This is a genomic window from Microbacterium foliorum (assembly GCF_003367705.1).
Classification (GTDB): Bacteria; Actinomycetota; Actinomycetes; order Actinomycetales; family Microbacteriaceae; genus Microbacterium; species Microbacterium foliorum.
The window spans coordinates 332,928-356,502 of sequence record NZ_CP031425.1 but is presented as its reverse complement, the minus strand read 5'-3'; the positions used below and the strand labels follow the sequence as shown (position 1 = coordinate 356,502).

The following is a 23,575-nucleotide window of genomic DNA, read 5'->3' as shown; positions in this document are numbered from 1 at the left end:
CCGCGCCGTGCCGGAACGTCCGACATACGCGCATGCTCAACGTATCACGGCTCCCTGGCCATCTGCCCTTAACCGCCGCTTCTGTTGCACGACAGCAGCCTCGGTGCGCGTTCCGACCTCGAGTTTGCGCAGCACGGCCGACACATGGACGCTGACGGTCTTCGCGCTGATGAAGAGCCTGTCGCCGATCTGGCGGTTGCTGAGACCCTCGGCGATGAGCTCCAGCACCTGCAGTTCCCTGGCGGTGAGCGTATCGAGCGGGTCATCGGACCGCCTGTACCCGGATGCCGTCGCGAGCCCCACCGCGAGCCCGGCCGCCGCGGAGAACTCCCCGACGACCCGCGCCAGGGGCACATGTCCGAGACGCTCCGCCTCATCCCGTGCCTGCGCCATCACCGCAGCGGCCTCGGCGCGCGCACCCGTGTCCACGAGCAGACGACCGAGCTCGAGCCGCGTGATGATGCGGAAGGTCACCGGCACGTCGTCGCCGTCGGCGAGGTCGACCGCCTCATGCAGGGCCGGGATCGACGGCGAGAGCAGTGATTCGAGGATGATCCCCCATCGGTCACCGAGAAGCTGCGGCGACTGCGCGAGCCAGGCTGCCCGCACCTGCTCCGCAGCATCGCGCACGTCGTCTCCGGCCGCCCGACGCTCGGCGATCAGCCACGCGGCCTCGAGCATGAGTCGGCGCTGGTGGAGGAAGACCGGTCCCTCGTCGGCGAGCATGGCCCTGATCTCCGCGAGCGCGTCGGCATGATCGGCACGAGCCTCCGCGACCGCGACGCGCATCATCACGCCGTCGTACCAGATCTGGCGTTCCACGCGACCGGTCTCCTCGAACGACGGCAGCCACTCACGCAGCAGATCGGCCGCGTCGTCGTATCGACCGCGCCACGACAGCACCCGCACGCGCGTCATCGTGGAATACATGTGCGAGATCCGGAGCGTCCGCTGGGAGAGCTCCCGAGCCAGCATGCCCTCGACGCGCTCGACCTCGCCGAGTTCGAGCAGCGGCACTGCCATGTTCTGGGTCATCAGCGCACCGGTCGTGCGCTCCACGCCGAACGCCCGTGCCGGAGCCAGCCCGTCTTCGGCGACGTGCACCGCATCACGGTAGCGTCCCAGAAGGCCGAGCAGATCGGAGTAGTTGACGCGATAGCGCATCTCCGCGTTGGTCCCGCGAGCGAGCCGAAGCGCCAGCGCGTACTCGCGGTGCCCGGCCTCGAGGTCGCCGAGGTGGGCACGCGCACCTCCGCGCACGTTCGCGGCGATCGACGCCTCGTCGTCGGATCCCGCGCGCACCGCCCGCTCCCCCGCCTCCGTGGCGAGCTCGATCGCCTCCTCGAGCCTCCCCGTGATCATGAGACGGCTCGCGAGCTGGTTGAGGATCGACGCACGCAGGCGGTCGTCATCGACCGCGCCGTCGAGGATGCCGAGAGACTGCTGCAGCAGCCCGATCGACCCCGCGCGCCCGAGGTTCATCAGATAGTAGGCCCGGTCACGCAGGAGGCGCGCGTGCATCCCCGCATCGATCAGAGCAGGATCGACCTCGGCGAGCGCGGCGTCGACCACCGCGAGCGCCCGCTCCCCATCACCGGCGTTGCGCAGCACCGAGGCGAGGGTGCGCAGCAGCTCGAACCGATCGAGATCGATGACATCCTCGGCGTCGGGCACTCGAACCCAGAGATCGAGGGCGAGTTCACCGAAGCGCGCGGCGCTGGCGAACGCGAACCGCGACTTGGCGTCGAGCATCGCGACGACGGCGGCGGCGAGCGCTCGGCGATCGTCCTGCGCGAGCTGCCAGTGGTACGCGAGTGCCGCGGCATCCGCTTCCTCGGCCCCCTGACCGCGCTCCTCGAGCGTCTCGGCGTACGACCTGTGCAACCTCGCACGCTCGCCAGGAAGAAGGTCGTCGTGCACGGCCTCGCGCAACAGCGCGTGGCGGAAGCGGTAGTCGTCGTCGACCACCACGAGGATGCCGCTGCGCGTGGCCTCGCGCATGGCATCGTCGAACCGGGCCTCAGGGAGCCCGGCGAGCCGCATCACGAGCGGATGCGGGAGCGGCCGCTCGGCACCCGACGCGACCTGCACGACCCGCTTCGCATCATCACCGAGCCGGTCGAACCGCGCGAGCAGCAGGTCGCGCAGGCTTCCGGGAATCGGACCGGTGGAGCATCCGGCGATCTCCTCGACGAAGAACGGCACCCCTTCGGCACGCTGGTGGATGCGATCGAGCGCGGCATCGGACAGCGGCGCCCCGACGATCCCCTCGGCGAGCTGCCTGACAGCCGACGGGTGGAGCCGGTCGAGCGAGATCCGTTCGAGAAGCCGCGCACGCGTGGACTCCCCGATGAACCGACTCACCGCATCACCGCGGCGGACGTCGTCGCTGCGACAGGTGATGACGAGGAGGATGCGCGCGCGGGTGAGCGCCCGCAGCAGGAACGAGAGGAGTGCGAGCGTGGATTCGTCGGCCCAGTGCAGATCTTCGACGACCAGGACCTGCGGTGCGCGCTCGGCCGCCGCCTCGATGAGCGAGGCGATCGCGTCACGCAGGCGATCGGGGCTCGTCTGCGAGCGCTCGGCGGGAGTGAGGTCCGGCAGGAGCATGCCCAGTGCCTCCGCTCCGGCGCCGAGCCCCTCGCGCACGCTCTCGGCGCCCATCTTCGCGACGATCGAGCGGAGGATGCCGGTGACCGGTCCGAACGGCGTGCGGGATACTCCGAGGTCGAGGCACCAGCCGACGTGCACATCGGCGCGTCCGTGCACCGCTGCGGAGAACTCGCGCAGCAGTCGGGACTTGCCGATGCCGGCCTCGCCCTCGACGAGCAACGCCGTCGGAGCACCCTCCAGAACGCGCTCGAAATTCCCGCGCATCGTCGCCAGCTCGGCGTCGCGGCCGACCATCGCTGAGCTCGGAACGGAAGGGGGCACGGATTCATCGTGCCATTCCCCTCCGACCTCGTGCCCGGTTCTGCCATCGGTCGACGAGGACGCGCGGCTCACCGCGCGGGTGCCGGCTCGCAGCCGGCGGCCGACGGACGGTCGATCGGGTTGTGACCGGCGGCGTCCGGGGTGCGGGACCCCGAGCTCACGCGGCCGGTCGACGTGCCGCGAGCGGAGCGGGCGACCCTCAGCATCCGCTGTCCGAGCCGACGGAGCGGCCCGGCCGCCCGGGGGACGATCTGGTCGGCGTGCTCGATGAGAAAGCGGCGGCGATCGGCGGCCTGCTGGATCTCGGCCTGCTGCGACTCTGTGACGGCGTAGGCGAGGTAGGGGTGCTCGTACATGACATCTCCTCTATCGGGATGTCTCCACACTCCGCTCTGAGGTACCCGTCCGGCATCGGGAGAATGCCCTATCTTCGCGAGCACGACGCCCGATCCGCACAGAACGAGGCCCGGACGGAGATGCGAGATCTCCGCCCGGGCCTCGGGTTGTGTCGCTCAGGCCTCGACGTCGCCGCGCCAGGCGCCGGTCTCGGCTCCGCGCTTCTCGATGAACTCCTTGAAGTTCTGCAGATCCTTCTTCACCGCGTGCGAGCCCGCGCCCACCAGCGAGCCGACCTTCTCGAGCAGCCCCTCCGGCTCCCAGTCGATCTGCACGGTCACGCGGGTCGTGAGCTCCTCGAGCTTGTGGAACGTCACGACGCCCGCATGCTCGGTGTCGCCGCCGACGCTGTTCCACGCGACGCGCTCGTCGGGGTGCTGCTCGGTGATCTCCGCGTCGAACTCGCGCGTCGCCCCGCCGACCTTCACGACCCAGTGGTTGTGGGTGTCGTCGATCTGCGTGATGGATTCGACCTCGTCGAGGAACTCCGGGAAGCTCTCGAACTGGGTCCACTGGTTGTACGCGATGTCGACCGGAACGTGGACGTCGGTGGTCTCGATGATCTGCACCATGGGATGCTCCTCTGCTGAGTCGTCGTTCGTGTTCTTCCATTCAGCGCGAACGCACCGTGAAAGGCGAAGGGGTTGACAGAGCGCCGGAAAAGAGGCGGTCGCCGAGTAGCGTTGACGGCATGCGCATCCACGCCGCGATCCGCGCCTCGAAGCGCTCACCCCTGCTGCAGGTGGTGAAATCCGCCGCGGCCACGATCGCCGCGTGGATGCTCGCAGGCTGGGTCGCGCCGGGCCAGCTCCCGGTGTTCGCCGCGATCGCCGCCCTGCTGGTCGTGCAGCCGAGCGTGAACCAGTCGCTGTCGAAGGCGCTGGAGCGCAGCATCGGCGTCATCGTCGGGGTGCTGATCGCCGTCGCGCTGGGGCTGCTGCTCGGGTCGCCCAGCTGGATCGTGCTGCTCGCCATCGTCGTGGCCATGCTCGTCGCCTGGGCGCTGAGGGCGACCCCGGGCACCGGCAACCAGGTCGCGATCTCCGCGATGCTCGTGCTCGCCCTGGGCTCGACCCCCGACTACGCGATCGCCCGCATCCTGGAGACCCTCATCGGCGTGGTCATCGGCATCGTCGTGAACGCCCTGATCGTGCCGCCCGTGCTCGTCGCGCCCGCCCGCCGAGATCTGGGCCTGCTCGGCAGCGAATTGGCCGCGAGCCTCGACCGGCTCGCCGACGCCCTTCCCGAGCCGCAGACCCCGGCGAAGCTGCAGGAGCTCATGCTCGAGGCCCGGCTGCTGCGTCCGATGAAGGACTCTGCGGAGGCCTCGATCGCGGCCGGCGAAGAATCCCTCACCCTGAATCCGCGGCGCTCGACCCACCGCGAGGAACTCGTCGAGATGCGCACGCTGCTCGAACGTCTCTCACCGATCGTCACCCAGACGATCGGCATGACCCGGGCCTACTTCGACCACTACGACGACTCGATCGGACAGGAGCCGGCGGTCGCGGCCATCGCCGAGCAGTTGCGACGGGCGGGTCACGATGTGCGGCTCGCGGTGCAGATCGCCGATGTCTCCCCCGAGCCCGAGGCGCTGACCTCGGCGATCCCCGCGCTCACGGCGCCGCTCGTGATCCGCCCGCCGTCGTCGATGCACTGGATCCTCATCGGCTCCCTCATGGAGGACCTCCGCCGCATCCGCGGCGAACTCGTCGAAGAGGAGTGAGCGCGGCGCGCGGGAGCGCGGGGACTCGTTCACAACTCAGCACAGAACTACGCCGCAGGCAGCTCCGCCGCCATTCCGGGGGTCGCTGCGGGATTCATGCTGAGTCGTGAACGGGAAACTCTCGGTCAGTCGGCGTCCGGCTCGTCGGCGAGCACGTCGGCATCGTCATCCGAGTCATCCGAGGCAGAACCGGACGGGACGACCGTGGGCGGCTCGCCCTTGTTGTCCTCGGTGCCGAGGTTGTCGTTCTCCTCCGCGCCGGGCGACGGCTCGCTGCTGATGTCGGTGCGGTCGGTGCGGATGTCGTCGGTGTCGCGGTTCACGGGCGTTCCTCTCGTCGGTGTTCGGTGTTCGGTGTTCGGTGTTCGGTGTGTGCAGGCGAGAGTACGGCCATGCGGCTCCCCGAGCCCGGGCCTTGACAAGCGACTCCGGGCCTATCCTGGTCGCATGTCAGAGACGACCGTCGCCGAAGCACTGGCCGAGCTGGCCACGCTCGAGGATCCGAAGATGCGCGCGGCGAACGAGAAGCGCGGCGATGACCACGGCATGAATCTCAGCCGACTGCGCACGCTGGCCAAGCGCATCAAGACCGATCATCCGCTCGCGACGGAGCTGTGGGCGACGGGCGAGACCGGTCCCCGGCTGCTCGCCCTGCTCGTCTGCACGCCGAAGCGGTTCACGGCCGACGAACTCGACGCGATGCTGCGCGAGACCCGCCCGCCGAAGGTCAACGACTGGTTCGTGAACTACGTCGCGAAGAAGTCGCCGCTCGCCGAAGAGCTGCGACTCCGCTGGTTCGACGATGCCGACCCGACGGTCGCCGCAGCGGCCTGGTCGCTGACGACGGTACGGGTGGCGAAGGATCCCGAGGGCCTCGACCTCGACCACCTGCTCGATCTGATCGAGCGTGATCTGAAGGACGCTCCCCGGCGACTCCAGTGGTCGATGAACGAGACTCTCGCGAACATCGGCATCTTCCACCCCGGGCTGCGCGCCAGGGCTCTCGAGATCGGCGAGCGCCTGCAGGTGCTCGCCGACTATCCGACGGCACCCGGCTGCACCTCGCCCTTCGCTCCCGCATGGATCGGCGAGATCGTGCGGCGACGCGAGGGCTGAGCATCCTCATCGATCGGCCTCGTACGCTGAGTGCATGAGCACGCACATCGCCGCACAGCCCGGCCAGATCGCCCCCATCGTCCTGTTCCCCGGTGACCCGCTGCGCGCGAAGTGGATCGCCGAGAACTTCCTCGACGACGCCGAGCTCTATTCCGAGACCCGCGGGATGCTGGGGTTCACCGGCACCTGGGAGGGACACCGCATCTCAGTGCAGGGCTCGGGCATGGGCCAGCCGTCGATGGCGATCTACGCGAGCGAGCTCTTCGAGGAGTACGACGTGCAGACCATCGTCCGCGTCGGCTCGTGCGGCGCCCTGACCGAGAAGCTGAAGGTGCGCGACATCGTCATCGCGAACGGCGCGTGCACGGACTCGGGCATCAACCGCGTGCGCTTCCACGGGCTCGACTACGCCCCCGTCGCGGACTTCGGCCTGCTGCGCGCCGCGGTCGAGGCGAGCGAGGCCGAGCCCTCGGACTCCGCCGTGCACGTGGGGCTGCTCTTCTCGAGCGACCAGTTCTACAGCACCCGCCCCGAGCTCACGGAGCCGTTCGTGCAGCACGGCGCACTGGGCGTCGAGATGGAGGCGGCCGGCCTGTACACCCTCGCCGCGTTCCACGGCCGTCGGGCGCTCGCGATCTGCACGGTCTCCGACCACATCGTCACCGGCGAGCAGACCACCGCGCAAGAGAGGGAGCAGACCTTCGGCGACATGATCAGGATCGCGCTGCGCGCCGCGACCTCGGTGTGAGCCGTTCGCGATTCAGCATGAGATCTCGCTGATCGCTCGAATCCGCGTCATCTCGGCGCATCTCTCGGTTCCGTGCTGAATACGGAACGAGTGTCGTGCGTGCCGGAGATGGGATGATCGACAGACCATGCCTGCGATCCTCGACCCGACCACACTCACCGACGGATCCGACGCGGATGCCGTCTACACGGCGTTCGTCGAATGGGCGGAGTCGACCGGGATCACCCTCTACCCGGCGCAGGATGAGGCCGTCATCGAGATCGTCTCGGGCCACAACCTGATCCTCTCCACCCCCACCGGCACCGGCAAGTCGCTGGTGGCGGTCGGCGCACACTACGCCGCCCTCGTCGAGGGTCGCCGCTCGTACTACACGGCGCCGATCAAGGCCCTGGTCAGCGAGAAGTTCTTCGCCCTGGTCGACGTGTTCGGCGCCACGAACGTCGGCATGATCACGGGCGACTCCTCGGTGAACCCCGATGCCCCGATCATCTGCTGCACGGCCGAGATCCTCGCCAACCTCGCCCTGCGTCACGGCACGGATGCCGCGGTGCATCAGGTCGTCATGGACGAGTTCCACTTCTACGCCGACCCCGACCGCGGGTGGGCCTGGCAGGTGCCGCTGCTCGAGCTTCCGCAGGCGCAGTTCATCCTGATGTCGGCGACGCTCGGCGATGTGTCTCAGCTCTCGAGCGACCTCACCCGCAGGACGGGCCGCGAGACGGCATCGGTCACCGGCGTCGAGCGCCCGGTCCCGCTGCACTACTTCTACGAGACGACGCCGATCCACGAGACGATCGACGACCTGCTCGGCACCGGCCAGGCGCCGATCTACATCGTGCACTTCTCGCAGGCCGCGGCGATGGAGCGTGCGCAGGCGCTGTCGAGCATCAAGGTCGCCACGCGGGAGCAACGCGACGAGATCGCGGCGCTGATCGGCGGATTCCGCTTCACGACCGCGTTCGGCAAGACACTGTCACGGTTCCTCCGCGCGGGCATCGGCGTGCACCATGCGGGCATGCTGCCGAAGTACCGCCGCCTGGTCGAGCAACTCGCGCAGCGTGGTCTGCTGCGCGTGATCTGCGGCACCGACACGCTCGGCGTCGGCATCAATGTACCGATCCGCACGGTGCTGCTCACCGCCCTGACCAAGTTCGACGGCACGCGGATGCGGCAGCTCAGCGCCCGGGAGTTCCACCAGATCGCCGGTCGGGCCGGACGCGCGGGCTTCGACACCGCCGGCACCGTCGTCGCGCAGGCGCCCGAGCACGAGTCCGAGAACGTGGCCGCGGTCAAGAAGGCCGGCGACGACCCGAAGAAGAAGCGCAAGATCGTGCGCAAGAAGGCGCCTGACGGCTTCGTCTCGTGGGGCGAGCCGTCGTTCCGCAAGCTGATCGATGCCGAGCCCGAGACCCTCACCTCGCACATGCAGATCACCAGCGCCATGCTGCTCAACGTGATCGGGCGCGGTGGCGACGTCTTCGGCAACGTGCGGGCCCTCGTCTACGAGAACCACGAGCCCCGCGCGCGCCAGCGCGAGCTGGCCATCCGTGCGATCGGCATCTACCGGACCCTGATCGAGTCGGGCGTCGTCGAGCAGACGGATGCCGGCGAGATCCGCCTCACGGTCGACCTGCAGCCCAACTTCGCCCTGAACCAGCCACTGTCGCCGTTCGCTCTCGCGGCGTTCGACCTGCTCGACCCGTCGGCAGGCTCAGGAACCGGCGAGGGGACGACGGGCGCCGGCACCGGGTCGTACACCCTCGACATGATCTCGATCGTGGAGTCGACGCTCGACGACCCCCGCGCGATCCTCAGCCAGCAGGAGTTCCAGGCGCGCGGAGAGGCCGTCGCCGCGATGAAGCGCGAGGGCATCGAGTACGACGAGCGCATGGAACTGCTCGAAGAGGTCACGTATCCGAAACCGCTCGACGAGCTGCTGAGCGCGGCGTTCGAGACGTTCAGCGCGGCGCAGCCGTGGATCCGCGATTTCGAGCTGCATCCGAAATCCGTGGTGCGCGACATGTACGAGCGAGCCATGTCGTTCGGGGAGTATGTCGCGTTCTACAAGATCGCCCGTTCGGAGGGCGTGGTGCTGCGCTACCTCTCCGACGCCTACCGCGCCGCGTCGCAGACGATCCCCGAAGAGGCGAAGGACGAGGACCTGCGCGACCTCATCGAGTGGCTCGGCGAACTCGTCCGCCAGGTCGACTCGAGCCTGCTCGACGAGTGGGAGACCCTTCGTCTCGCTCCGCTCGCTCAGGGGCCGGACGGTGCGCTCGCTCAGGGGCCGGGCGGTGCGCTCGCTCAGGGGCCAGGCGGTGCGCTCGCTCAGGGGCCGGACGGTGCGCTCGCTCAGGGGCCGGACGGTGCGCTCGCTCAGGGGCCGGACGGTCATGACGAGCCCATCGTCCCGCCGGCGCCCAAGAGGCTCACCACGAACGTGCGCGCCTTCCGCACCCTGGTGCGCAATGAGCTGTTCCGCCGGGTGCAGCTCGCCGCGCGCGAAGACGTGGATGCTCTCGCCGAGCTCGATCCGTCCTTCGGCGCCGCCGCCTGGTCCGACGCGCTCGACGGCTACTTCGCCGATCACGACGAGATCCTCACCGGAGCGAACGCCCGCAGCTCGCAGCTGCTGCTGCTGACGGCGGGCGCGACCGAGTGGAGCGTCCGGCAGATCCTCGACGACCCGGCGGGCGACCACGACTGGGGCATCTCTGCCACCGTCGACCTCGCCGAATCCGACGAGCAGGGCGTGGCGGTCGTGACGGTGACGGGCGTCGACCGCCTCTAGCAGAAGGACTCGAGGCCGCCCCAGCCGCCGACCCAGGCCTCGAGGCGCGGATCCGCTCGCAGAGCGTGCACGCCGACCGCCGACATCCGGACCGTCTCGAACCCGTGCTCGTCGCCCCAGCGTGCGGAGCGACGCGCCGCACGGCGTGACCTCAGCACGCCCAGCGACGAGCCGTCGTGAGCCTTGAGCTCGACCGACCCGACATCTCCCGTGCCGAGACGGCGCACCACGTCGGCGATCCACGCGGGATCGAGCACGATCACCGGACGTTCCAGCAGCCAGGTGACGCGAGCGTCGACGGCGGCGCTCGTGTCGTCTGCGCTCGCGACGACGATGCGAGGGTCCCCCTCCAGCACCTCGGGCACCGCGTCGAGAACGAGCCGGGCGCGCGGCAGGGCGCCCACCAGCGAGTCCGCCGCAATGAACAGCGCGGCGGCGGAATGGTCGCCGTGCACGCGGACGACGAGGTCCGGGTCGCCGGACCACAGTGCGCGCGGCGCCGACCCCTGCACCGGGATCGTCGCCTGCAGGCGCAGCGTCTGGGCGTTGGCCCGGTCCACCCCCGACCCGTCGCGATCCGCCCACTCCGGGCCGTCGTGCCACGCCACCGCGTCAGGAACGTGAGCGAACACCGCTCCCGCCTGCCACATGCGGTGCGCCCACTCCCAGTCCTCTCCCCCATATGAGGTGAATGACTCGTCGAAGCCCCCGACCTCGTCGAACAGGCGTCGCGAGCAGCCGATCACGGCGCCGATCATGAACCGGTACGACCGGTCGTCGGCGTCGAGCAGATCGCGGCTCCTCGCATACTCCTCCGCCAGCCAGGCGGGCTCGGCCAGTTCGCGCCCTCGCGCCGCCTCGACCACCGGGGCATCGACGGGCAGGCCGGAGAAGTCGGCATGGCGACGCCGCCCCACGGTCACCGCCTCGGGGAGCAGCGCGGGGAGCCGAGACAGCGCGCGGACGTACCCGGGTTCGGGAGCGGTGTCGGCGTCCACGAAGCACAGCACCTCGCCGCTGCTGGCCCGAACCCCGAGATTGCGCACTGCGGCGAGCCGGAACCCCCGGTCCTCCTGACGCACCAGGATCACGCCCTCGGGCACATCGACGGCGCCGGGCGACCCGTCGTCCGCCACGACGACCTCGAGCAGATGGCGAGGGTAGTCCTGGGCGGCGAGCGCGTGCAGGGTCCTGGCGAGTTCCTCGGACTGATCGAAGTGCGACACGATCACCGAGACGAGCGGCAGGGGGTCGGGGTGGCGGCCGTCTTCGGCATCCCACCGATTGCCGACGACCCGTCGCTGCGTCATCGCCGCCCCGGCGCCCAGAAGCGCAGGTAGGCGTCCGCGACGTCCGCTCGCGACAGCGCAAGCCGTGCGAGTCCGTGCCAGGTGGTGCGGGGCAGCCCGACGGCCCGGCGCACGGCCTCCGCGAGACCGGTCTCATCGACGGTCGAGAGCGTGCCCGGACGCAGCATCGCCATCTCGTCGATGTACCGGTTGCGCACGGCGATCGGCCGCCGTCCCCATCCGATCCAGGAGGCGAGCGAGCCCGATGCGGAGACGTGCCGATGCGCGATGACGGGCACCGCCACCGCGCGACCACGTCGGGCGATCTCGCGGTCGTCGAGCCAGCCGGTCACCTCGACCTCGACGCCGAGATCCGCCGCCCGTCGCACGAACGCATCGAGGTCGGCCGCGTGCCCGTCGGATGCGCGTCCGAGCACCGTCATCCTCGTCATCCCGGCGGTGGCGGCAGCCCGGGCTGCCTCGTCGTGTCCCTTGCCGGGGTAGAAGTAGCCGAGCACGCCCAGCGACCCGTCGGACGCCGGCTCGACGGCATCCGCCTGCAGTTCGACGGGCAGCGGGATCGCCGTCGCCGCCCCCGTCCACACCCCCTCCTCCCGCAGCAGCGCGCGCTCATGCGCGCTGTTCACCACCACGCCTGTCGCGGCCGCCGCGACGAGGGCGTAGGCCTCGCGTCTGCGGGGCCGATTCCGCTCGCCATCCGATTCCTGCGGCAGGTCGTGCAGGGTGACGCTGACCCGGAGCCTGCGGGCGAGGCCCTCGAAAGTGCGCGATGCCTCCTCGGGCGAATCGCCCCACAGACGATCGGTGAAGTGCGCGTGCACGGCGGTCCCCTCGGGCAGGCGCGCGAGCGCCGAGGGGTCGATGGTCCGGATCTCGTCGCTCTGCTCGATGACCGCCGTCGCGAGGTCCCTGGCGTACACGGCGACGCCGTGATCCCCCGGATGGACGAGCAGCAGCGGCGCGCCGCTCACGCCTCGCGCCAGACGGCGATGAGCGGAGCCAGACGTTCGACCGCGGCGGCGACGAACGCGGGATTGGCGGCGTACCAGGCCTCGTGGGCGTCACGCACCTCCGCGTCGTCGAGCACCTCGCCCTCGACGACCCATTCCGCTCGCGGCTCATCGGGCAGCGACCAGGCTTCGACCACCTCGGGGGCGAGCGGCGCGCGCACCGCGTCGAGCAGGGGACGCCCCGGATCCACCGGGCCCCCGTCGACCCCCAGCGCCTCGAGGACCCGGGCCCCGAGGGGCAGCCAGATCGCGTTGCCCGGATGGTTGACGGTGCGCGCGTGGTCGGCCGTCACGGCGTCGTACAGGTCGGCGACACGCACGTCGGCGGTGAGCTCGCGCGTGCGCAGCACGTCGACCGACGCACGGCCGATCTGCCGGACGGACGCCGGGGGCAGGGACACCGCGACGGGGATGCCGGCGACTGCCGCGAGCGTGCGGATGTCGTGATACGCGACGAGGGGCGGCTCCTGCTCGACACCGGGGACGCGGATCGCGGCCTGGAACGGGTGCAGTCCGGCGAAGCGCACCGGCGGCACCGTCAGCACGCGGGCGGCGGTCGCGGCGGCCACCTGCCGGGTGCCGAGCGGCAGGTCGTGGTAGTCGTCGCGCACCGGCTGGGTCACGACGGTGTGGGCGGACGCGACCAGCCTGTGCAGGCGCCCGGCGTCTTCGGCCGTCATCTCGTGCACCGGCGGCACCCGCACGAAGCGCCGCTCGGGGGCGTCCATCACGAGTCGCAGCGATTCCGCCTGGCAGTTGCCGAGCACCACCCCGAAACTCTCGGGCAGAGGACGCAGGCCGTAGAACTCCCCGTAGTGCATCCGGCGCCCTAGCACCGCCGACCCGGAGGGCGCAATGGTCGTGACGTCGGGGGGAGCAGGGTTCATTGTTCGAACGTATACCTCCCCCCTTTTCTGCCTCACCCCATTGCATTCCGGCGCCTCCGCCCCCGTCGACTCGTGCATTCAGAGCGCCCAGCCCTGCAAGGAAGACCTCCATCGGTACAATCACCTCCCCCATCCGCGTCGCCTCCATCCCTGCCGCGCACCCCTACATCCACGCGATCGCCGATCCGCAGCTCGTCCGCGTCCTCCCTGACCCCCCGGTGCCGGGAGCGCCCGCCGGGCAGTGGTGGCCGCCGGTCGCGATGACCCCCGGGTGGCTCGCCGCGCATGAGCGTGAGTATGACGTGCTGCACGTGCACTTCGGGCTCGAGTCCTTCTCGCCCGCCGAGGTGCGCGCCGGCCTCGACGCCGCCCGTCTGGCCGGCCGCCCCGTGATCTTCACGGTCCACGACCTCGACAACCCGCAGCTCGTCGACCAGGAGCCGTATCGCGAACTGCTCGACGTGATCATCCCCGCGGCCGACCGACTCGTGACGCTCACAGGCACGGCGGCGGCCGAGATCGATCGACGCTGGCATCGCCCGAGCCTGGTGGTGCCGCACCCGACACTCACCGACGGCACCGTCTCGCCGGCGCAGCGCACCGCCGACGGCATCCGCGTCGGCATGCACCTGCGCGATCTGCGTCCGAACATCGACGCCGAGCGGGCCGTCCGGGCGGTGGTCGACGCGGCGCGGCTGCTCGACGGATTCGAGAACCGTGCGCAGTTCGAGGTGCTGATGAACGAGCGGGTCCGCGATGACGAGGTCGCCGCGCGGGTGACCGCGGCCGCGCAGGACAGCGCGGCGGTGCAGGTGCGGCGCACCCCGTATCTCAGCGATGCCGACGTCGAGCAGTGGCTGAGCGGCCTCGACCTGTTCGTGCTCCCCTACCGACATGGCACCCACTCGGGATGGGTCGAGCTCTGCTACGACCTGGGGGTCCCTGTGGCGGGGACGGATGTCGGGCACATCCGCTCGCAGCATCCGTCGGAGTTCTCGGTCATCGATCTCGACGACCCCCGCACGCTCGCCGACGCGGTGGCGTTCGCCCGCGCGACAGCGGCCGTGTTCCCGGACGACGGCCGGCTCGCGCGGCGGCGCTCGGAGCGCCTCGCGGAACGACAGGCCGTGCGCGACGCCCATGCCCGCCTCTACTCGAGCGTGATGGCCGAGGTCTCGGCATGAGCGCGGTGCAGCGTCTCCGCGTGCTGGTCGTCGCGCCGGAGCGGCATCCGCTCCGCCAGCCGCACGCGGGCGGACTGGAGGCCGTCGTCTGGAACCGGGTGCGCTGGCTGCGCCGCCGAGGCCACGACGTCGAGCTGTGTGCGGCCGAGGGGTCGGACTTCCTGGGCGGCACGGCCGACTTCCTGCTGCCGAGCCCGCGGTGGGAGCGGGCGGGCGACGTCTCGGACTCCGACAACCCGGTCGGACACCGCCGGCGGATGACGGATGCGTTCGCGCGCGTGCGACGACGGCTCGCCGAGCCCCGCCGACGCGTCGACGTCGTCGACAACCACAGCCTGCACAGCGATCCGATCCTCTGGAGCCGCGATTCGGGTGTCCCGGTCGTGACGACCCTGCACACGCCGCCCCTCCCCGAGATGGTGAAGGCCGCTCGCTCGCTACCGGGCTCGGCACCGCACCGATTCCTCGCGGTGAGCCAGTACACGGCACGCGCGTGGTCGGCAGAGGGCGTCGACGCGTTCGTATTCCCCAACGGCGTCGACAGCAGCCACTGGCGTCGGGGCGCGGGCGGCGACGGCTGGGTCTGGTTCGGACGCATCGTCCCCGAGAAGGCCCCGCATCTCGCGATCGAGGCCGCCCGCCGCGCCGGCGCACGACTGCGGATCGCCGGACGCATCGGCGACCCCGAGTACTTCGCGCGCGAGGTGCAGCCCCGCCTCGGCGACGGCATCGAGTACCTGGGTGCACTGCGACAGCCCGAGCTCTGCGACCTGGTCGGCGCATCGTCGGTCGCACTGGTGACGCCCGTGTGGTCCGAACCGTTCGGGCTCGTGATGGCCGAGGCCCTGATGACCGGCACTCCCGTCGTCGCCTTCGATTCGGGCGGTGCGAGTGAGGTCCTGGCGGGACTCCCCGGATGCACGGTCGTGCCCGCCGGCGACGTGGACGCCCTCGCGCGGGCGGCCACCGTGCTCTCGCGCGGCTCGGAGTCCGCCACGACCCGTGACCACGTGCGCGCGGGGGCGGCGGCCCGCCACTCGGTCGCGAGACGGCACCGCGAGATCGAACGCGTGCTCTCGATGGCCGCGCAGGGTGCGGCACGCGCGGGAGATCCGATCAGGGCCGGCGAGACGGTCGGCGCCGACGAGACGGTCGGGGCGGTCGGCGCATGATCGGCTGGTACGTGCATCACCACGGATGGGGACATGTCACACGGATGCAGGCCATCCGCCCTCATCTCCTCGACGACGTGACGGTCTTCTCGAGCCTGCCGCGCCCCGGCACCCTCGACGAGCGTACAGCGTGGGTGCAGCTGCCCTCGGATTCCGGGCCGGTGACCGCGTCCGACGGGGTGCGCCGCGAGGCGCACGAGCTCGGAGATGTCACCGCAGGTGGTGCGCTGCACTGGGCGCCGATCGCCCACCCCGGTCATCAGCAGCGCCTGGCGACCATCGCCGAGTGGATCGCGCGCACCCCGGTGTCGGCGTTCGTCGTCGACGTCAGCGTCGAGGTCACCGCCTTCGTCCGGCTCCTCGGAGTGCCCACGGTCGTCTTCGCACAGCCGGGCGACCGTACCGATCCTCCGCATCGGCTCGGCTACGACCTCGCCGACCGGATCGTGGCTCCCTGGGCCGACGGCACGATCGACGCACGGGAGCTCGTCGATCGTGACGAGCAGGTGCGCCGCGTCGGCGCGATCTCCCGATACGACGGTCGCGACCGTGCGGGCGACCACGACGGCGATGCTCGGCGCGTGCTCTTCCTCAGCCGCACGCTCGATCCCGCACGGCTGGCAGAGACCATCGCTCGGCTGAGCGCGCGCGGTTGGATCGTCGAGACGGCCGGCGCCGGCGACGACGACCGCGTCGACGACGTGTGGCCGCTGCTGTGTCGGGCGACGGTGGTCGTGAGCGCCGCCGGTCAGAACGGCGTGGCCGACCTCGCGGCCGCGGGAGCGCGCGCGGTCGTACTCGCCCAGGACCGCCCGTTCGGAGAGCAGGAGCACACCGGCCGCGTGCTGCACGAGCAGAGCTACGCGTGCACGGGATGGGCGGACTCGTCGCCCGCGCAGGTCGTGGATCTCATCGAGCGGGCCGCCGCATCGACCCCCGACTGGAGCGGGTGGGGTGTGACGGGCGCGGCCGCGCGGGCCGCCGCCGCGATCGAGGAGGCGGCGTCATGACCACACGGATCGGCGTGATCACCCCGGCATCCGAGAACCGTCTCGCGCACCTGCACCGCCAGCGCCGGTTCCTACGCGAGGCGACGACACCGCAACTCGAGATCGTCCGGGTGGAGGCGTGGCTCGATCTCTCCGAACCGGCCGCCTTCGACGGTGCCCTGCACGTCCACGTGCCTCCGGGATCCGACGGCATGCGCGTCGGCGCCGCACGCAATGCGGCCGCCGAGAGGGCGCTGGCGGAGGGCGTCGACCTGCTCGTCTTCCTCGACGTGGACTGCCTTCCCGGGCCGAGCCTGCTCGAGCACTACGTGGAGGCCTCGCGCACCCACCCCGACGGGCTGCTCTGCGGACCGGTGACGTACCTCGAGAGCGTCCAGCGCCCGTCATCCCCCGACGATCTCGCCTCGGCCACGCGGCCGCATCCGGTGCGCCCGAGTCCCGCCGACGGAGTCATCGAGACGGCGTCCGCCGCGGAGTACGACCTCTTCTGGTCGCTGTCGTTCGCCCTCACGCCCACGACATGGCGACGTCTGGGCGGGTTCGACGAGCGCTACCAGGGCTACGGCGCGGAGGACACGGATCTCGGCCGTCGAGCGCGATCGCTCGGCATCCCGCTGCACTGGGTCGGCGGCGCGCATGCGTATCACCAGTGGCACCCGGCCGGCGCCCCGCCGTGGCGCCATCTCGACGACATCCTCCGCAACGGCGCGCTGTTCGCCGACCGCTGGGGCGAGTGGCCGATGGGCGGCTGGATCGACGAGTTCGTGCGGGCCGGAGCCGTCGAACCGCATGAGGGCGGCTACCGCCGCACGACAGCCTGACGGAGAGCCCCGACCTCATCGGCGGGCGATGTTCATCGGCGGGCTGGGTTCATCGGCGGGCGGGGCTCATCGGCGGGCGGGGCTCATCGGCGGGCGGGGTTCCGCAGGGTCGCCGGCGCGGCGGCCGGCGACGCACCGGGTTCCGCACGGTGGTGCCGGCGACGCGGTCAGCCCTGGGTCCTCGGGTCGGCGGTGGGGTCGTCGTACATCAGCGGGCAGCCGTTGGCGACGGCGGCGGGGCGCAGCTCGAAGTGCCAGCGCTCGTTCGCGTAGATCTGGCAGAGGCCGAACTCGGCGCCTCGCTGCGCCAGCCAGTCCTGCGCAGGGAGTGGTCCTAGATCGACGGCGTCTCCCGACACGTGCTCGGAGTTCTCGGGCGGCGCCACCCACCGAGCCGCTTCCTCCTCGGAGCCGTACTCGACCACCGCGTCCTGTCGAAGCACCTGCTGATAGGCCGCCGAGCGCCAGCCGCTGTTGACCTGCATCCGCACCCCGTCGAGCTCGGCGGCACTCGCGGCTGTACGCACCGCGGCGAGAAGGGCCGGGTCGAGGTTCGTCACGGCCGGCACCTCGTCGAACACCGACACCGCGTCCTCCTCGCGGATGACACCGTCGGCGTCGGTGAGCGAGTCGGCCGAGAGCTGCGGCGCGGCGGATGCCGAGTCCAGCGGCTGCTGACCGATCAGGATGACGGATGCGGTGATCGCGACGGCGACCAGTGCGCCGCAGAGCAGCAGGGCGAGGCGATGACGGCCGAGGGCGGAGCGTGTGTTCATGCGACTCAGTCAACGAGCGCGGCTGTTGCGACACCGTATGCCGTTTTGCATACGCTCGCGATATATCCGGATGCGTAAGCTCTGGACACATGGGAGTCCTGCCGTGCGCGTGCTGATCGTCGAGGACGAGCCCTACCTCGCGGAGGCCGTGCGAGACGGGCTGCGCCTCGAGGCGATCGCCGCCGACATCGCCGGCGACGGCGACACCGCCCTCGAACTGCTCAGCGTCAACTCCTACGACCTCGCGGTGCTCGACCGCGACATCCCCGGTCCCTCAGGAGACGACGTCGCCCGCTCGATCGTGGCGTCGGGCAGCGGCATCCCGATCCTCATGCTCACCGCGGCCGACCGCCTCGACGACAAGGCGACGGGCTTCGAGATCGGGGCCGACGACTATCTGACCAAGCCCTTCGAGCTGCGCGAGCTCGTCCTACGGCTGCGCGCCCTCGACCGCCGACGGCAGCGCGCCCGCCCTCCCGTGCTCGAGGTCGCCGGGCTGCGGCTCGACCCCTTCCGTCGCGAGGTCTTCCGCGACGGAAGGTACGTCGCCCTCACCCGCAAGCAGTTCGCCGTGCTCGAAGTGCTCGTCGATGCGGGCGGCGGCGTGGTCAGCGCCGAGCAGCTGCTCGAGCGCGCCTGGGACGAGAATGCCGACCCCTTCACCAACGCCGTGCGCATCACCGTCTCGTCGCTGCGCAAGCGGCTGGGCGAGCCCTGGCTGATCCTCACGGTGCCCGGCGTCGGCTATCGCATCGGGGCGGATGCCGATGGCTGACCCGATCCGCATGCCCAGGCGCCGCGGCACGAGCGCCCGCTGGAAGCTCACGCTGAGCTATGCGGCCGTCGTCGTGGTCTCCGCGGTCGGACTGCTCACGGCGGTGGCCCTCTATCTCCTGCGCTACGTGCCGGAGGTGGTGAGGACCGAGTCGTTCGTACCCAACCGCTCCGACCTCATCCGGGCGTTCATCCCGGCGGCGATCATCATGCTGCTCGTGCTGCTCGCCATCGGCCTGCTCGGAGGCTGGATGATCGCGGGGCGGATGCTGGCACCGCTCGACCGCATCGGACGCGCGGCGCAGCTCGCCGCGCAGGGATCGCTCTCGCACCGCGTCGCGCTCGAGGGACGGCGGGACGAGTTCCGCGATCTCGCCGACGTCTTCGACTCGATGCTGGAGCAGCTCGAGGCCCACATCGCCGAGCAGCAGCGGTTCGCCGCCAACGCCTCGCACGAGCTGCGCACGCCGCTCGCGATCTCGCAGACGATGCTCGAGGTCGCGCGCAATGCCCCCGAGCGCGATGTCGATGCGCTGATCGACCGACTGCACGAGGTCAACACGAGGGCGATCGAGCTGACCGAGGCCCTGCTGATGCTCAGCCGCGCCGAGCGGCGGATGTTCACCCGCGAGCCCCTCGAGCTGTCACTGCTCGCGGAGGAGTCCGCCGAGACGCTGCTCCCCCTCGCCGAGCGGCGCGGGGTGACGATCGATGTGAGCGGCGACACGGCGAACGTCCTCGGGTCACCGGCGCTGATGCAGCAGCTGATCACCAACCTCGTGCACAACGCGATCGTGCACAATCTGCGCGCCGACGGCACCGTGACCGTGCGCACGCACGCGCTGCCGGAGGCCGTCGCGCTGGTGGTCGAGAACACCGGGCAGGTGCTTCCCGCCCATCGGGTCGCGATCCTGGCGGAGCCCTTCCAGCGGGGCTCCGAGCGCACCCGCGACGACGATCACGGAGGCGTCGGGCTCGGGCTGGCCATCGTGCACCACATCGCGCAGGCGCACGACGGATCGCTCGTGCTCACGGCCCGCAGCGGCGGCGGGTTGAACGCGACGGTGTGGCTGCCGCATCCGCTGCCCGGTCCGCTCGCCTGAGCTCGGTCCATCCCGGTTCTGATCCCGACCCTGATCCTGGTCCCGATTCATCCCGGTTCTGATCCCGATCCTGATCCCGACCCTGATCCCGGTTCTTCCGACCGTCCTCGGCCTCCGACCGTCCTCGGTCGATCGATCGATGGTCCGGGTCTTGCGCCGAATGCAGGACCGAGGCACGGCTGCAGGATCAGACGCCGTGTTCCGTCCTGCATCCGTGCTCTGATCCTGCAGACGTACCAGCGCCAGGCCCCCGGATGCCGGGGTCAGGCGACCCGGTCGCGCAGAGCGGCGAGTTCGCGGCCGTAGACGCGAGCCGATTCCTCGGCGTTCTCCTTGAGCTCGCGGGCGGTGTCGGCGAAGGCGTCGAGAGCCGGGTTGACACCCACGAGGGTGAACGGACGCTCGACGACGCGCAGGTCGAGGCCCCAGACGTCCTCGAGCACGCGACGCAGCCATCCGGTCGAGTGGTCCCATCCCTCCTTGGGCGTTCCGGGAGCGTAGTTGCCGCCGAGCACGGTCACGAGGGTCGCCGGTTTGCCGCGCAGCGCCGTGCCCTGCGGGTCGATGCGCGGGTCGGTGTAGGCCAGGTCGAACCAGGTCTTGAAGTGCTGCGAGACCCCGTAGTTGTAGAGCGGCACGGCGAACAGCAGCGCGTCGGCGCCGATCAGCTCGTCGGCGAAGGTGGTGCCGAGGGCGCGCGCCTCGTTCTGAGCGGGAGTGCGCTGGGCCTCGTCGACGAAGCCGCCGGTCACGGCATCCGCCCAGGCCGTCGCCGGCACCGGGTCTGCGGCCAGGTCGCGGCGCGTGACCGTGGAGTCCGGGTGCGATGCGGTCCACTCGGCTTCGACGAGGTCAGCGAGCGAACGGCTGGCGGACGACGCGGGAAGGATGCTGGCATCCAGACGGAACAGGGACATGAGACTGCCTTTCGTTTGCGTAGTCACTCTGTTTTTCTTAGCGACTCGCGTTAACGTAGCACAGGTATGATGGTCGCATGGCCGAGATCGACGAAGAGCGTCACGTGTGCGACGCCGCCGTCACCCTGGCCTTCAGCGTGCTCGGCAAACGCTGGAACGGCATGATCGTCTCCTCGCTCGGCGGCGGCCCGTCGACCTTCGTCTCGCTGCGTCGCGGAGTCGCCGGCATCAGCGACACCGTGCTCTCCGACCGCCTCGCAGAGCTCGCCGATGCAGGCCTCGTCTCCCGCGCCGTCGACCCCGGACCGCCCGTCGCGGTCTCGTACGCCCTCACCGACAGCGGGCGCGGACTGCTGCCGATCCTCGACCAGCTCGGCACCTGGGCGTCGGAGAACCTCGAGATCCGCGGGCGATGACCCGCACTCAGGCACGATGACCCGCCCTCTCGCACGATGACCAGCACTCAGGCACGACGACCGCGCCGCGCCTGGTGGATCCTGATGGTGATCGGCGCTCTGGTTCTCGTCGGCGCTGCCGCGCTCGCGTTCAGCCCCGGTTTCCGCCTCGCGCCGCCCGTCGCCTTCGGCGACGAACTCACGGTCGACCTCACCGAGGGCGATCATGCGATCTACGTGACCCCGTCGGACCGGTGGAGCGACATCGAGTGCACCGGCACGTTACCCGGCGGCGGCGAGCTGATGCTGAGGCCGGACATGCTGCAGCAGGCGATCGCGGTCCCCGAAGCCTGGGATGCGCAGGGCAGCTTCTCGCTGGGCGTCGCCTCCCCCGGCACGATCACGTGCGACGGCCCGCTCGCCGACGGGCGGTTCACCGTCGGACCGGTGGTGTCGTTCTTCACGGTCGTCGGCGCGGTGCTGCTGGCCGTCCCCGGCATCCTCCTGGTGATCGCCGGCGCAGTCGTGGCGGTCGTGCAGGCACGGCGCCCGTGGGTCGCGCGCACCGAGCCCCCGCCCGGCTGACCGATTCCCGCCCGGCTGACCGATGCGACCCGTTCAGTCAGCCATCCGGGGATTCGTCAGCCAGACGGCCGCTTTCACACGGCCGCTTCCACACGGCCGCGTTCACCAGGGGCTGGGCTCGTAGTCCTTCAGGAAGACGCCGTGGATGTCGTCGCCCGCCTCGCCGCGCACGATCGGGTCGTACACGCGGGCAGCGCCGTCGACGAGGTCGAGCGGAGCATGGAAGCCCTCTTCGGCGAGGCGCACCTTCGTGTAGTGCGGGCGCTCGTCGGTGATCCAGCCCGTGTCGACGGCGGTCATCAGGATGCCGTCGGTCTCGAGCATCTCGCCGGCGCTCGTGCGCGTGAGCATGTTCAGCGCGGCCTTCGCCATGTTCGTGTGCGGATGCCCCGGCCCCTTGTACCGGCGCGAGAACTGGCCCTCCATGGCCGAGACGTTCACCACGTACTTGCGATGCGCCGACGACGCGGCCATCGACGCACGCAGCCGGCTGATGAGCAGGAACGGCGCCGTCGTGTTCGCGAGCTGCACCTCGAGCATCTCGAGGGGATCCACCTGATCGATCGACTGCACCCAGCTGTTCGTGCGGTTGACGTCGGGCACGAGTCCGCCGGCGTCGATCGCGGTGCCGTCGGCATGCTTCTCGAGCGACGACGACCCCGGGGCCATCGCGAGCCGGGCGAGGTCCTCGGCGGTCAGCGCCTGGCCGCCCTGCTCGGCGACTGTGCCGCCGAGGGCCGCCACCGACAGCAGCGGATGCGAGTCGACAGAGGCCTGCAGCGCCTGAGGATGCGGGTCGACGGTGTGCCCGAAGGTCTCCATCTCGGGCAGCGGTCCGTCGGGAAGCGGCTGCAGTTCGGCATCCGCCAGCAGGGAGTACGAGCCGGGCGAGCGGCGCACGGTCTGCGCGGCGTTGTTGATGAGGATGTCGAGGGGTCCCTGCGCCGCGACGGAGTCGGCGAGTCCGATGACCTGGGCGGGGTCGCGCAGATCGATGCCGACCACGCGCAGCCGGTGCAGCCAGTCGGCCGAGTCGGGCAGAGCCGAGAACCGGCGCACGGCGTCGCGCGGGAAGCGGGTGGTGATCGTCGTGTGCGCGCCGTCGCGCAGCAGCCGCAGCGCGATGTGCATGCCGATCTTGGCGCGCCCGCCGGTGAGCAGCGCTCGCTTGCCGGTGAGATCGGTGCGCGCGTTGCGCTTGCCGTGGCTGAAGCGCGCGCAGTCGGGGCAGAGCTGGTGGTAGAACGCGTCGACCACCGTGTACGGCTGCTTGCAGATGTAGCAGTTGCGGGGCTTGAGCAGCTCGCCCGCGATGGGGGCGTCGACGACGCTGGTGGCCAGGTCGTGCCCGCGGGTCTCGTCATCGATGCGGTCGGGCGCGCCGGTGGCGGTGCGGGCGACGACGGCCTTGTCGGCATCGGCGATGGCGTCGCGGATCTCCTTGCGGCGCACGCGCTTGACGGCTTTGAACATCGCGGCGGTCGCGTGACGCACGGCGACGAAGTCGGGGTGCTCGTTGTCGATCTCGTGAAGCTCCGAGAGGACCCGCAGCGTGGTGGCGAGGTCTTCGGGGTCGATGCCGGCACCCAGGTCGGAGGTGGCGTCGGGTGCGTCGGTCATTGTGCTGATTTTACGCGAGATCCCGGGGTCCGTTCCTGGGAGCCCGCGGCGGCTCGGCCGGTCGCCGTTCAGGACTCAGCATGGATGCTCAGGCTCGCCTGCCAACACTGCGGATCGGCGGGGTCGGCGAGGCCGGACCTGCCCGGGCGTGCTGAGTCCTGAACGGGGCGCTGCCGAGACTGTGCGGCCGTGGCGTGCGGTGAACGGCGCCCGCCGCGGCCGGATGCCGGGAATGCGGCCGCCGCAGGCGCATTCGACCTGCCGACGCACGCGTGGGTCGACTTCGGCGGAAGGCCCGGG

General features: G+C 70.7%; 22 protein-coding genes. 12 read left to right on the top strand and 10 right to left on the bottom strand.

Annotated features, from left to right (window positions below):
* Window positions 1-36: 36 nt before the first annotated feature.
* The 3 genes from DXT68_RS01690 to DXT68_RS01680 all read right to left on the bottom strand — a co-directional run bounded on the left by DXT68_RS01690 (window position 37) and on the right by DXT68_RS01680 (window position 3,902).
* The gene (locus tag DXT68_RS01690; RefSeq protein WP_156149301.1) at window positions 37-2,934 is read right to left on the bottom strand and encodes a helix-turn-helix transcriptional regulator; all 2,898 of its coding nucleotides are present in this window, start codon (window positions 2,932-2,934) and stop codon (window positions 37-39) included.
* Between the two features lie 68 nt (window positions 2,935-3,002).
* Complete coding sequence (locus DXT68_RS01685; RefSeq protein WP_045254439.1) at window positions 3,003-3,290, bottom strand: hypothetical protein; 288 nt, start codon at window positions 3,288-3,290, stop codon at window positions 3,003-3,005.
* Window positions 3,291-3,446: 156 nt separating this feature from the next.
* Window positions 3,447-3,902 (bottom strand): SRPBCC family protein, encoded by a 456-nt coding sequence (locus DXT68_RS01680; RefSeq protein WP_045254440.1) that lies wholly within the window; start codon window positions 3,900-3,902, stop codon window positions 3,447-3,449.
* A 119-nt stretch (window positions 3,903-4,021) separates the two neighbouring features.
* Between DXT68_RS01680 and DXT68_RS01675 the strand changes: the two genes are divergently transcribed.
* Complete coding sequence (locus DXT68_RS01675; protein ID WP_045254441.1) at window positions 4,022-5,056, top strand: FUSC family protein; 1,035 nt, start codon at window positions 4,022-4,024, stop codon at window positions 5,054-5,056.
* Window positions 5,057-5,181: 125 nt separating this feature from the next.
* Here the strand turns inward: DXT68_RS01675 and DXT68_RS01670 are convergent, their stop codons facing one another.
* Window positions 5,182-5,379, bottom strand: a complete 198-nt coding sequence (locus DXT68_RS01670) for a hypothetical protein (protein ID WP_045254442.1) — start codon at window positions 5,377-5,379, stop codon at window positions 5,182-5,184.
* Between the two features lie 124 nt (window positions 5,380-5,503).
* On the opposite strand from DXT68_RS01670, the gene DXT68_RS01665 reads away from it, so the two are divergent.
* The 3 genes from DXT68_RS01665 to DXT68_RS01655 all read left to right on the top strand — a co-directional run bounded on the left by DXT68_RS01665 (window position 5,504) and on the right by DXT68_RS01655 (window position 9,711).
* A complete protein-coding gene (locus DXT68_RS01665; RefSeq protein ID WP_045254443.1) occupies window positions 5,504-6,172 on the top strand; it encodes a DNA alkylation repair protein in 669 nt (222 codons plus the stop codon).
* Between the two features lie 34 nt (window positions 6,173-6,206).
* Window positions 6,207-6,920, top strand: a complete 714-nt coding sequence (gene deoD, locus DXT68_RS01660; protein ID WP_045254444.1) for a purine-nucleoside phosphorylase — start codon at window positions 6,207-6,209, stop codon at window positions 6,918-6,920.
* A gap of 127 nt (window positions 6,921-7,047) precedes the next feature.
* Complete coding sequence (locus DXT68_RS01655; RefSeq protein ID WP_045254445.1) at window positions 7,048-9,711, top strand: DEAD/DEAH box helicase; 2,664 nt, start codon at window positions 7,048-7,050, stop codon at window positions 9,709-9,711.
* Here the strand turns inward: DXT68_RS01655 and DXT68_RS01650 are convergent.
* From DXT68_RS01650 to DXT68_RS01640, 3 genes are read right to left on the bottom strand one after another with little or no spacing between them, the layout of a single operon-like run.
* Window positions 9,708-11,021, bottom strand: a complete 1,314-nt coding sequence (locus DXT68_RS01650) for a glycosyltransferase family 2 protein (RefSeq protein WP_045254446.1) — start codon at window positions 11,019-11,021, stop codon at window positions 9,708-9,710. The genes DXT68_RS01655 and DXT68_RS01650 overlap by 4 nt on opposite strands.
* Window positions 11,018-11,992, bottom strand: a complete 975-nt coding sequence (locus tag DXT68_RS01645; RefSeq protein ID WP_052677744.1) for a hypothetical protein — start codon at window positions 11,990-11,992, stop codon at window positions 11,018-11,020. Before DXT68_RS01645 ends, DXT68_RS01650 begins: the two co-directional genes overlap by 4 nt.
* Window positions 11,989-12,918 (bottom strand): WcbI family polysaccharide biosynthesis putative acetyltransferase, encoded by a 930-nt coding sequence (locus tag DXT68_RS01640; protein ID WP_045254447.1) that lies wholly within the window; start codon window positions 12,916-12,918, stop codon window positions 11,989-11,991. Before DXT68_RS01640 ends, DXT68_RS01645 begins: the two co-directional genes overlap by 4 nt.
* Here DXT68_RS01640 and DXT68_RS01635 point away from each other — a divergent pair.
* From DXT68_RS01635 to DXT68_RS01620, 4 genes are read left to right on the top strand one after another with little or no spacing between them, the layout of a single operon-like run.
* Window positions 12,918-14,102 (top strand): glycosyltransferase, encoded by a 1,185-nt coding sequence (locus tag DXT68_RS01635; RefSeq protein ID WP_082068946.1) that lies wholly within the window; start codon window positions 12,918-12,920, stop codon window positions 14,100-14,102. The two genes, DXT68_RS01640 and DXT68_RS01635, sit on opposite strands and share 1 nt — an antisense overlap.
* Window positions 14,099-15,274, top strand: a complete 1,176-nt coding sequence (locus tag DXT68_RS01630; protein WP_052677746.1) for a glycosyltransferase — start codon at window positions 14,099-14,101, stop codon at window positions 15,272-15,274. The genes DXT68_RS01635 and DXT68_RS01630 overlap by 4 nt, the downstream gene beginning before the upstream one ends.
* Window positions 15,271-16,284, top strand: a complete 1,014-nt coding sequence (locus DXT68_RS01625; RefSeq protein WP_045254448.1) for a hypothetical protein — start codon at window positions 15,271-15,273, stop codon at window positions 16,282-16,284. Before DXT68_RS01630 ends, DXT68_RS01625 begins: the two co-directional genes overlap by 4 nt.
* On the top strand, window positions 16,281-17,105 hold the full coding sequence (locus DXT68_RS01620; protein WP_045254449.1) for a galactosyltransferase-related protein: 825 nt from the start codon (window positions 16,281-16,283) through the stop codon (window positions 17,103-17,105). The genes DXT68_RS01625 and DXT68_RS01620 overlap by 4 nt, the downstream gene beginning before the upstream one ends.
* Window positions 17,106-17,272: 167 nt before the next feature.
* On the opposite strand, the gene DXT68_RS01615 is transcribed toward DXT68_RS01620, so the two are convergent.
* Entirely contained in the window at window positions 17,273-17,881 is a 609-nt protein-coding gene (locus DXT68_RS01615) for a M15 family metallopeptidase (protein ID WP_045254450.1), read from the bottom strand.
* Window positions 17,882-17,984: 103 nt separating this feature from the next.
* On the opposite strand from DXT68_RS01615, the gene DXT68_RS01610 reads away from it, so the two are divergent.
* Window positions 17,985-18,656 carry a response regulator transcription factor gene (locus DXT68_RS01610; RefSeq protein ID WP_045254451.1) on the top strand — a complete coding sequence of 224 codons (672 nt, stop codon included), beginning with the start codon at window positions 17,985-17,987 and terminating at the stop codon, window positions 18,654-18,656.
* Window positions 18,643-19,758 carry a sensor histidine kinase gene (locus DXT68_RS01605; protein ID WP_373372452.1) on the top strand — a complete coding sequence of 372 codons (1,116 nt, stop codon included), beginning with the start codon at window positions 18,643-18,645 and terminating at the stop codon, window positions 19,756-19,758. The genes DXT68_RS01610 and DXT68_RS01605 overlap by 14 nt, the downstream gene beginning before the upstream one ends.
* 263 nt (window positions 19,759-20,021) lie before the next feature.
* Here DXT68_RS01605 and DXT68_RS01600 read toward each other — a convergent pair whose 3' ends face one another.
* Entirely contained in the window at window positions 20,022-20,675 is a 654-nt protein-coding gene (locus tag DXT68_RS01600) for an FMN-dependent NADH-azoreductase (RefSeq protein WP_045254452.1), read from the bottom strand.
* A gap of 77 nt (window positions 20,676-20,752) precedes the next feature.
* Between DXT68_RS01600 and DXT68_RS01595 the strand changes: the two genes are divergently transcribed.
* Both DXT68_RS01595 and DXT68_RS01590 read left to right on the top strand, forming a co-directional pair.
* Complete coding sequence (locus tag DXT68_RS01595; protein WP_045254453.1) at window positions 20,753-21,091, top strand: winged helix-turn-helix transcriptional regulator; 339 nt, start codon at window positions 20,753-20,755, stop codon at window positions 21,089-21,091.
* A gap of 36 nt (window positions 21,092-21,127) precedes the next feature.
* Window positions 21,128-21,655 (top strand): hypothetical protein, encoded by a 528-nt coding sequence (locus DXT68_RS01590; protein WP_115760435.1) that lies wholly within the window; start codon window positions 21,128-21,130, stop codon window positions 21,653-21,655.
* A gap of 102 nt (window positions 21,656-21,757) precedes the next feature.
* Here the strand turns inward: DXT68_RS01590 and DXT68_RS01585 are convergent, their stop codons facing one another.
* Complete coding sequence (locus tag DXT68_RS01585) at window positions 21,758-23,275, bottom strand: SDR family NAD(P)-dependent oxidoreductase (RefSeq protein WP_045254455.1); 1,518 nt, start codon at window positions 23,273-23,275, stop codon at window positions 21,758-21,760.
* Window positions 23,276-23,575: the final 300 nt, after the last annotated feature.

What these genes read in the sequence shown, in the direction of transcription:
- DXT68_RS01685 (WP_045254439.1), bottom strand. Translation starts at nt 3,290, where the DNA reads ATGTACGAGCACCCCTACCTCGCCTACGCCGTCACAGAGTCGCAGCAG.
- DXT68_RS01680 (WP_045254440.1), bottom strand. Translation starts at nt 3,902, where the DNA reads ATGGTGCAGATCATCGAGACCACCGACGTCCACGTTCCGGTCGACATC.
- DXT68_RS01675 (WP_045254441.1), top strand. Translation starts at nt 4,022, where the DNA reads ATGCGCATCCACGCCGCGATCCGCGCCTCGAAGCGCTCACCCCTGCTG.
- DXT68_RS01665 (WP_045254443.1), top strand. Translation starts at nt 5,504, where the DNA reads ATGTCAGAGACGACCGTCGCCGAAGCACTGGCCGAGCTGGCCACGCTC.
- deoD (WP_045254444.1), top strand. Translation starts at nt 6,207, where the DNA reads ATGAGCACGCACATCGCCGCACAGCCCGGCCAGATCGCCCCCATCGTC.
- DXT68_RS01655 (WP_045254445.1), top strand. Translation starts at nt 7,048, where the DNA reads ATGCCTGCGATCCTCGACCCGACCACACTCACCGACGGATCCGACGCG.
- DXT68_RS01650 (WP_045254446.1), bottom strand. Translation starts at nt 11,021, where the DNA reads ATGACGCAGCGACGGGTCGTCGGCAATCGGTGGGATGCCGAAGACGGC.
- DXT68_RS01640 (WP_045254447.1), bottom strand. Translation starts at nt 12,918, where the DNA reads ATGAACCCTGCTCCCCCCGACGTCACGACCATTGCGCCCTCCGGGTCG.
- DXT68_RS01630 (WP_052677746.1), top strand. Translation starts at nt 14,099, where the DNA reads ATGAGCGCGGTGCAGCGTCTCCGCGTGCTGGTCGTCGCGCCGGAGCGG.
- DXT68_RS01625 (WP_045254448.1), top strand. Translation starts at nt 15,271, where the DNA reads ATGATCGGCTGGTACGTGCATCACCACGGATGGGGACATGTCACACGG.
- DXT68_RS01620 (WP_045254449.1), top strand. Translation starts at nt 16,281, where the DNA reads ATGACCACACGGATCGGCGTGATCACCCCGGCATCCGAGAACCGTCTC.
- DXT68_RS01615 (WP_045254450.1), bottom strand. Translation starts at nt 17,881, where the DNA reads ATGAACACACGCTCCGCCCTCGGCCGTCATCGCCTCGCCCTGCTGCTC.
- DXT68_RS01605 (WP_373372452.1), top strand. Translation starts at nt 18,643, where the DNA reads ATGCCGATGGCTGACCCGATCCGCATGCCCAGGCGCCGCGGCACGAGC.
- DXT68_RS01600 (WP_045254452.1), bottom strand. Translation starts at nt 20,675, where the DNA reads ATGTCCCTGTTCCGTCTGGATGCCAGCATCCTTCCCGCGTCGTCCGCC.
- DXT68_RS01595 (WP_045254453.1), top strand. Translation starts at nt 20,753, where the DNA reads ATGGCCGAGATCGACGAAGAGCGTCACGTGTGCGACGCCGCCGTCACC.
- DXT68_RS01590 (WP_115760435.1), top strand. Translation starts at nt 21,128, where the DNA reads ATGACCAGCACTCAGGCACGACGACCGCGCCGCGCCTGGTGGATCCTG.
- DXT68_RS01585 (WP_045254455.1), bottom strand. Translation starts at nt 23,275, where the DNA reads ATGACCGACGCACCCGACGCCACCTCCGACCTGGGTGCCGGCATCGAC.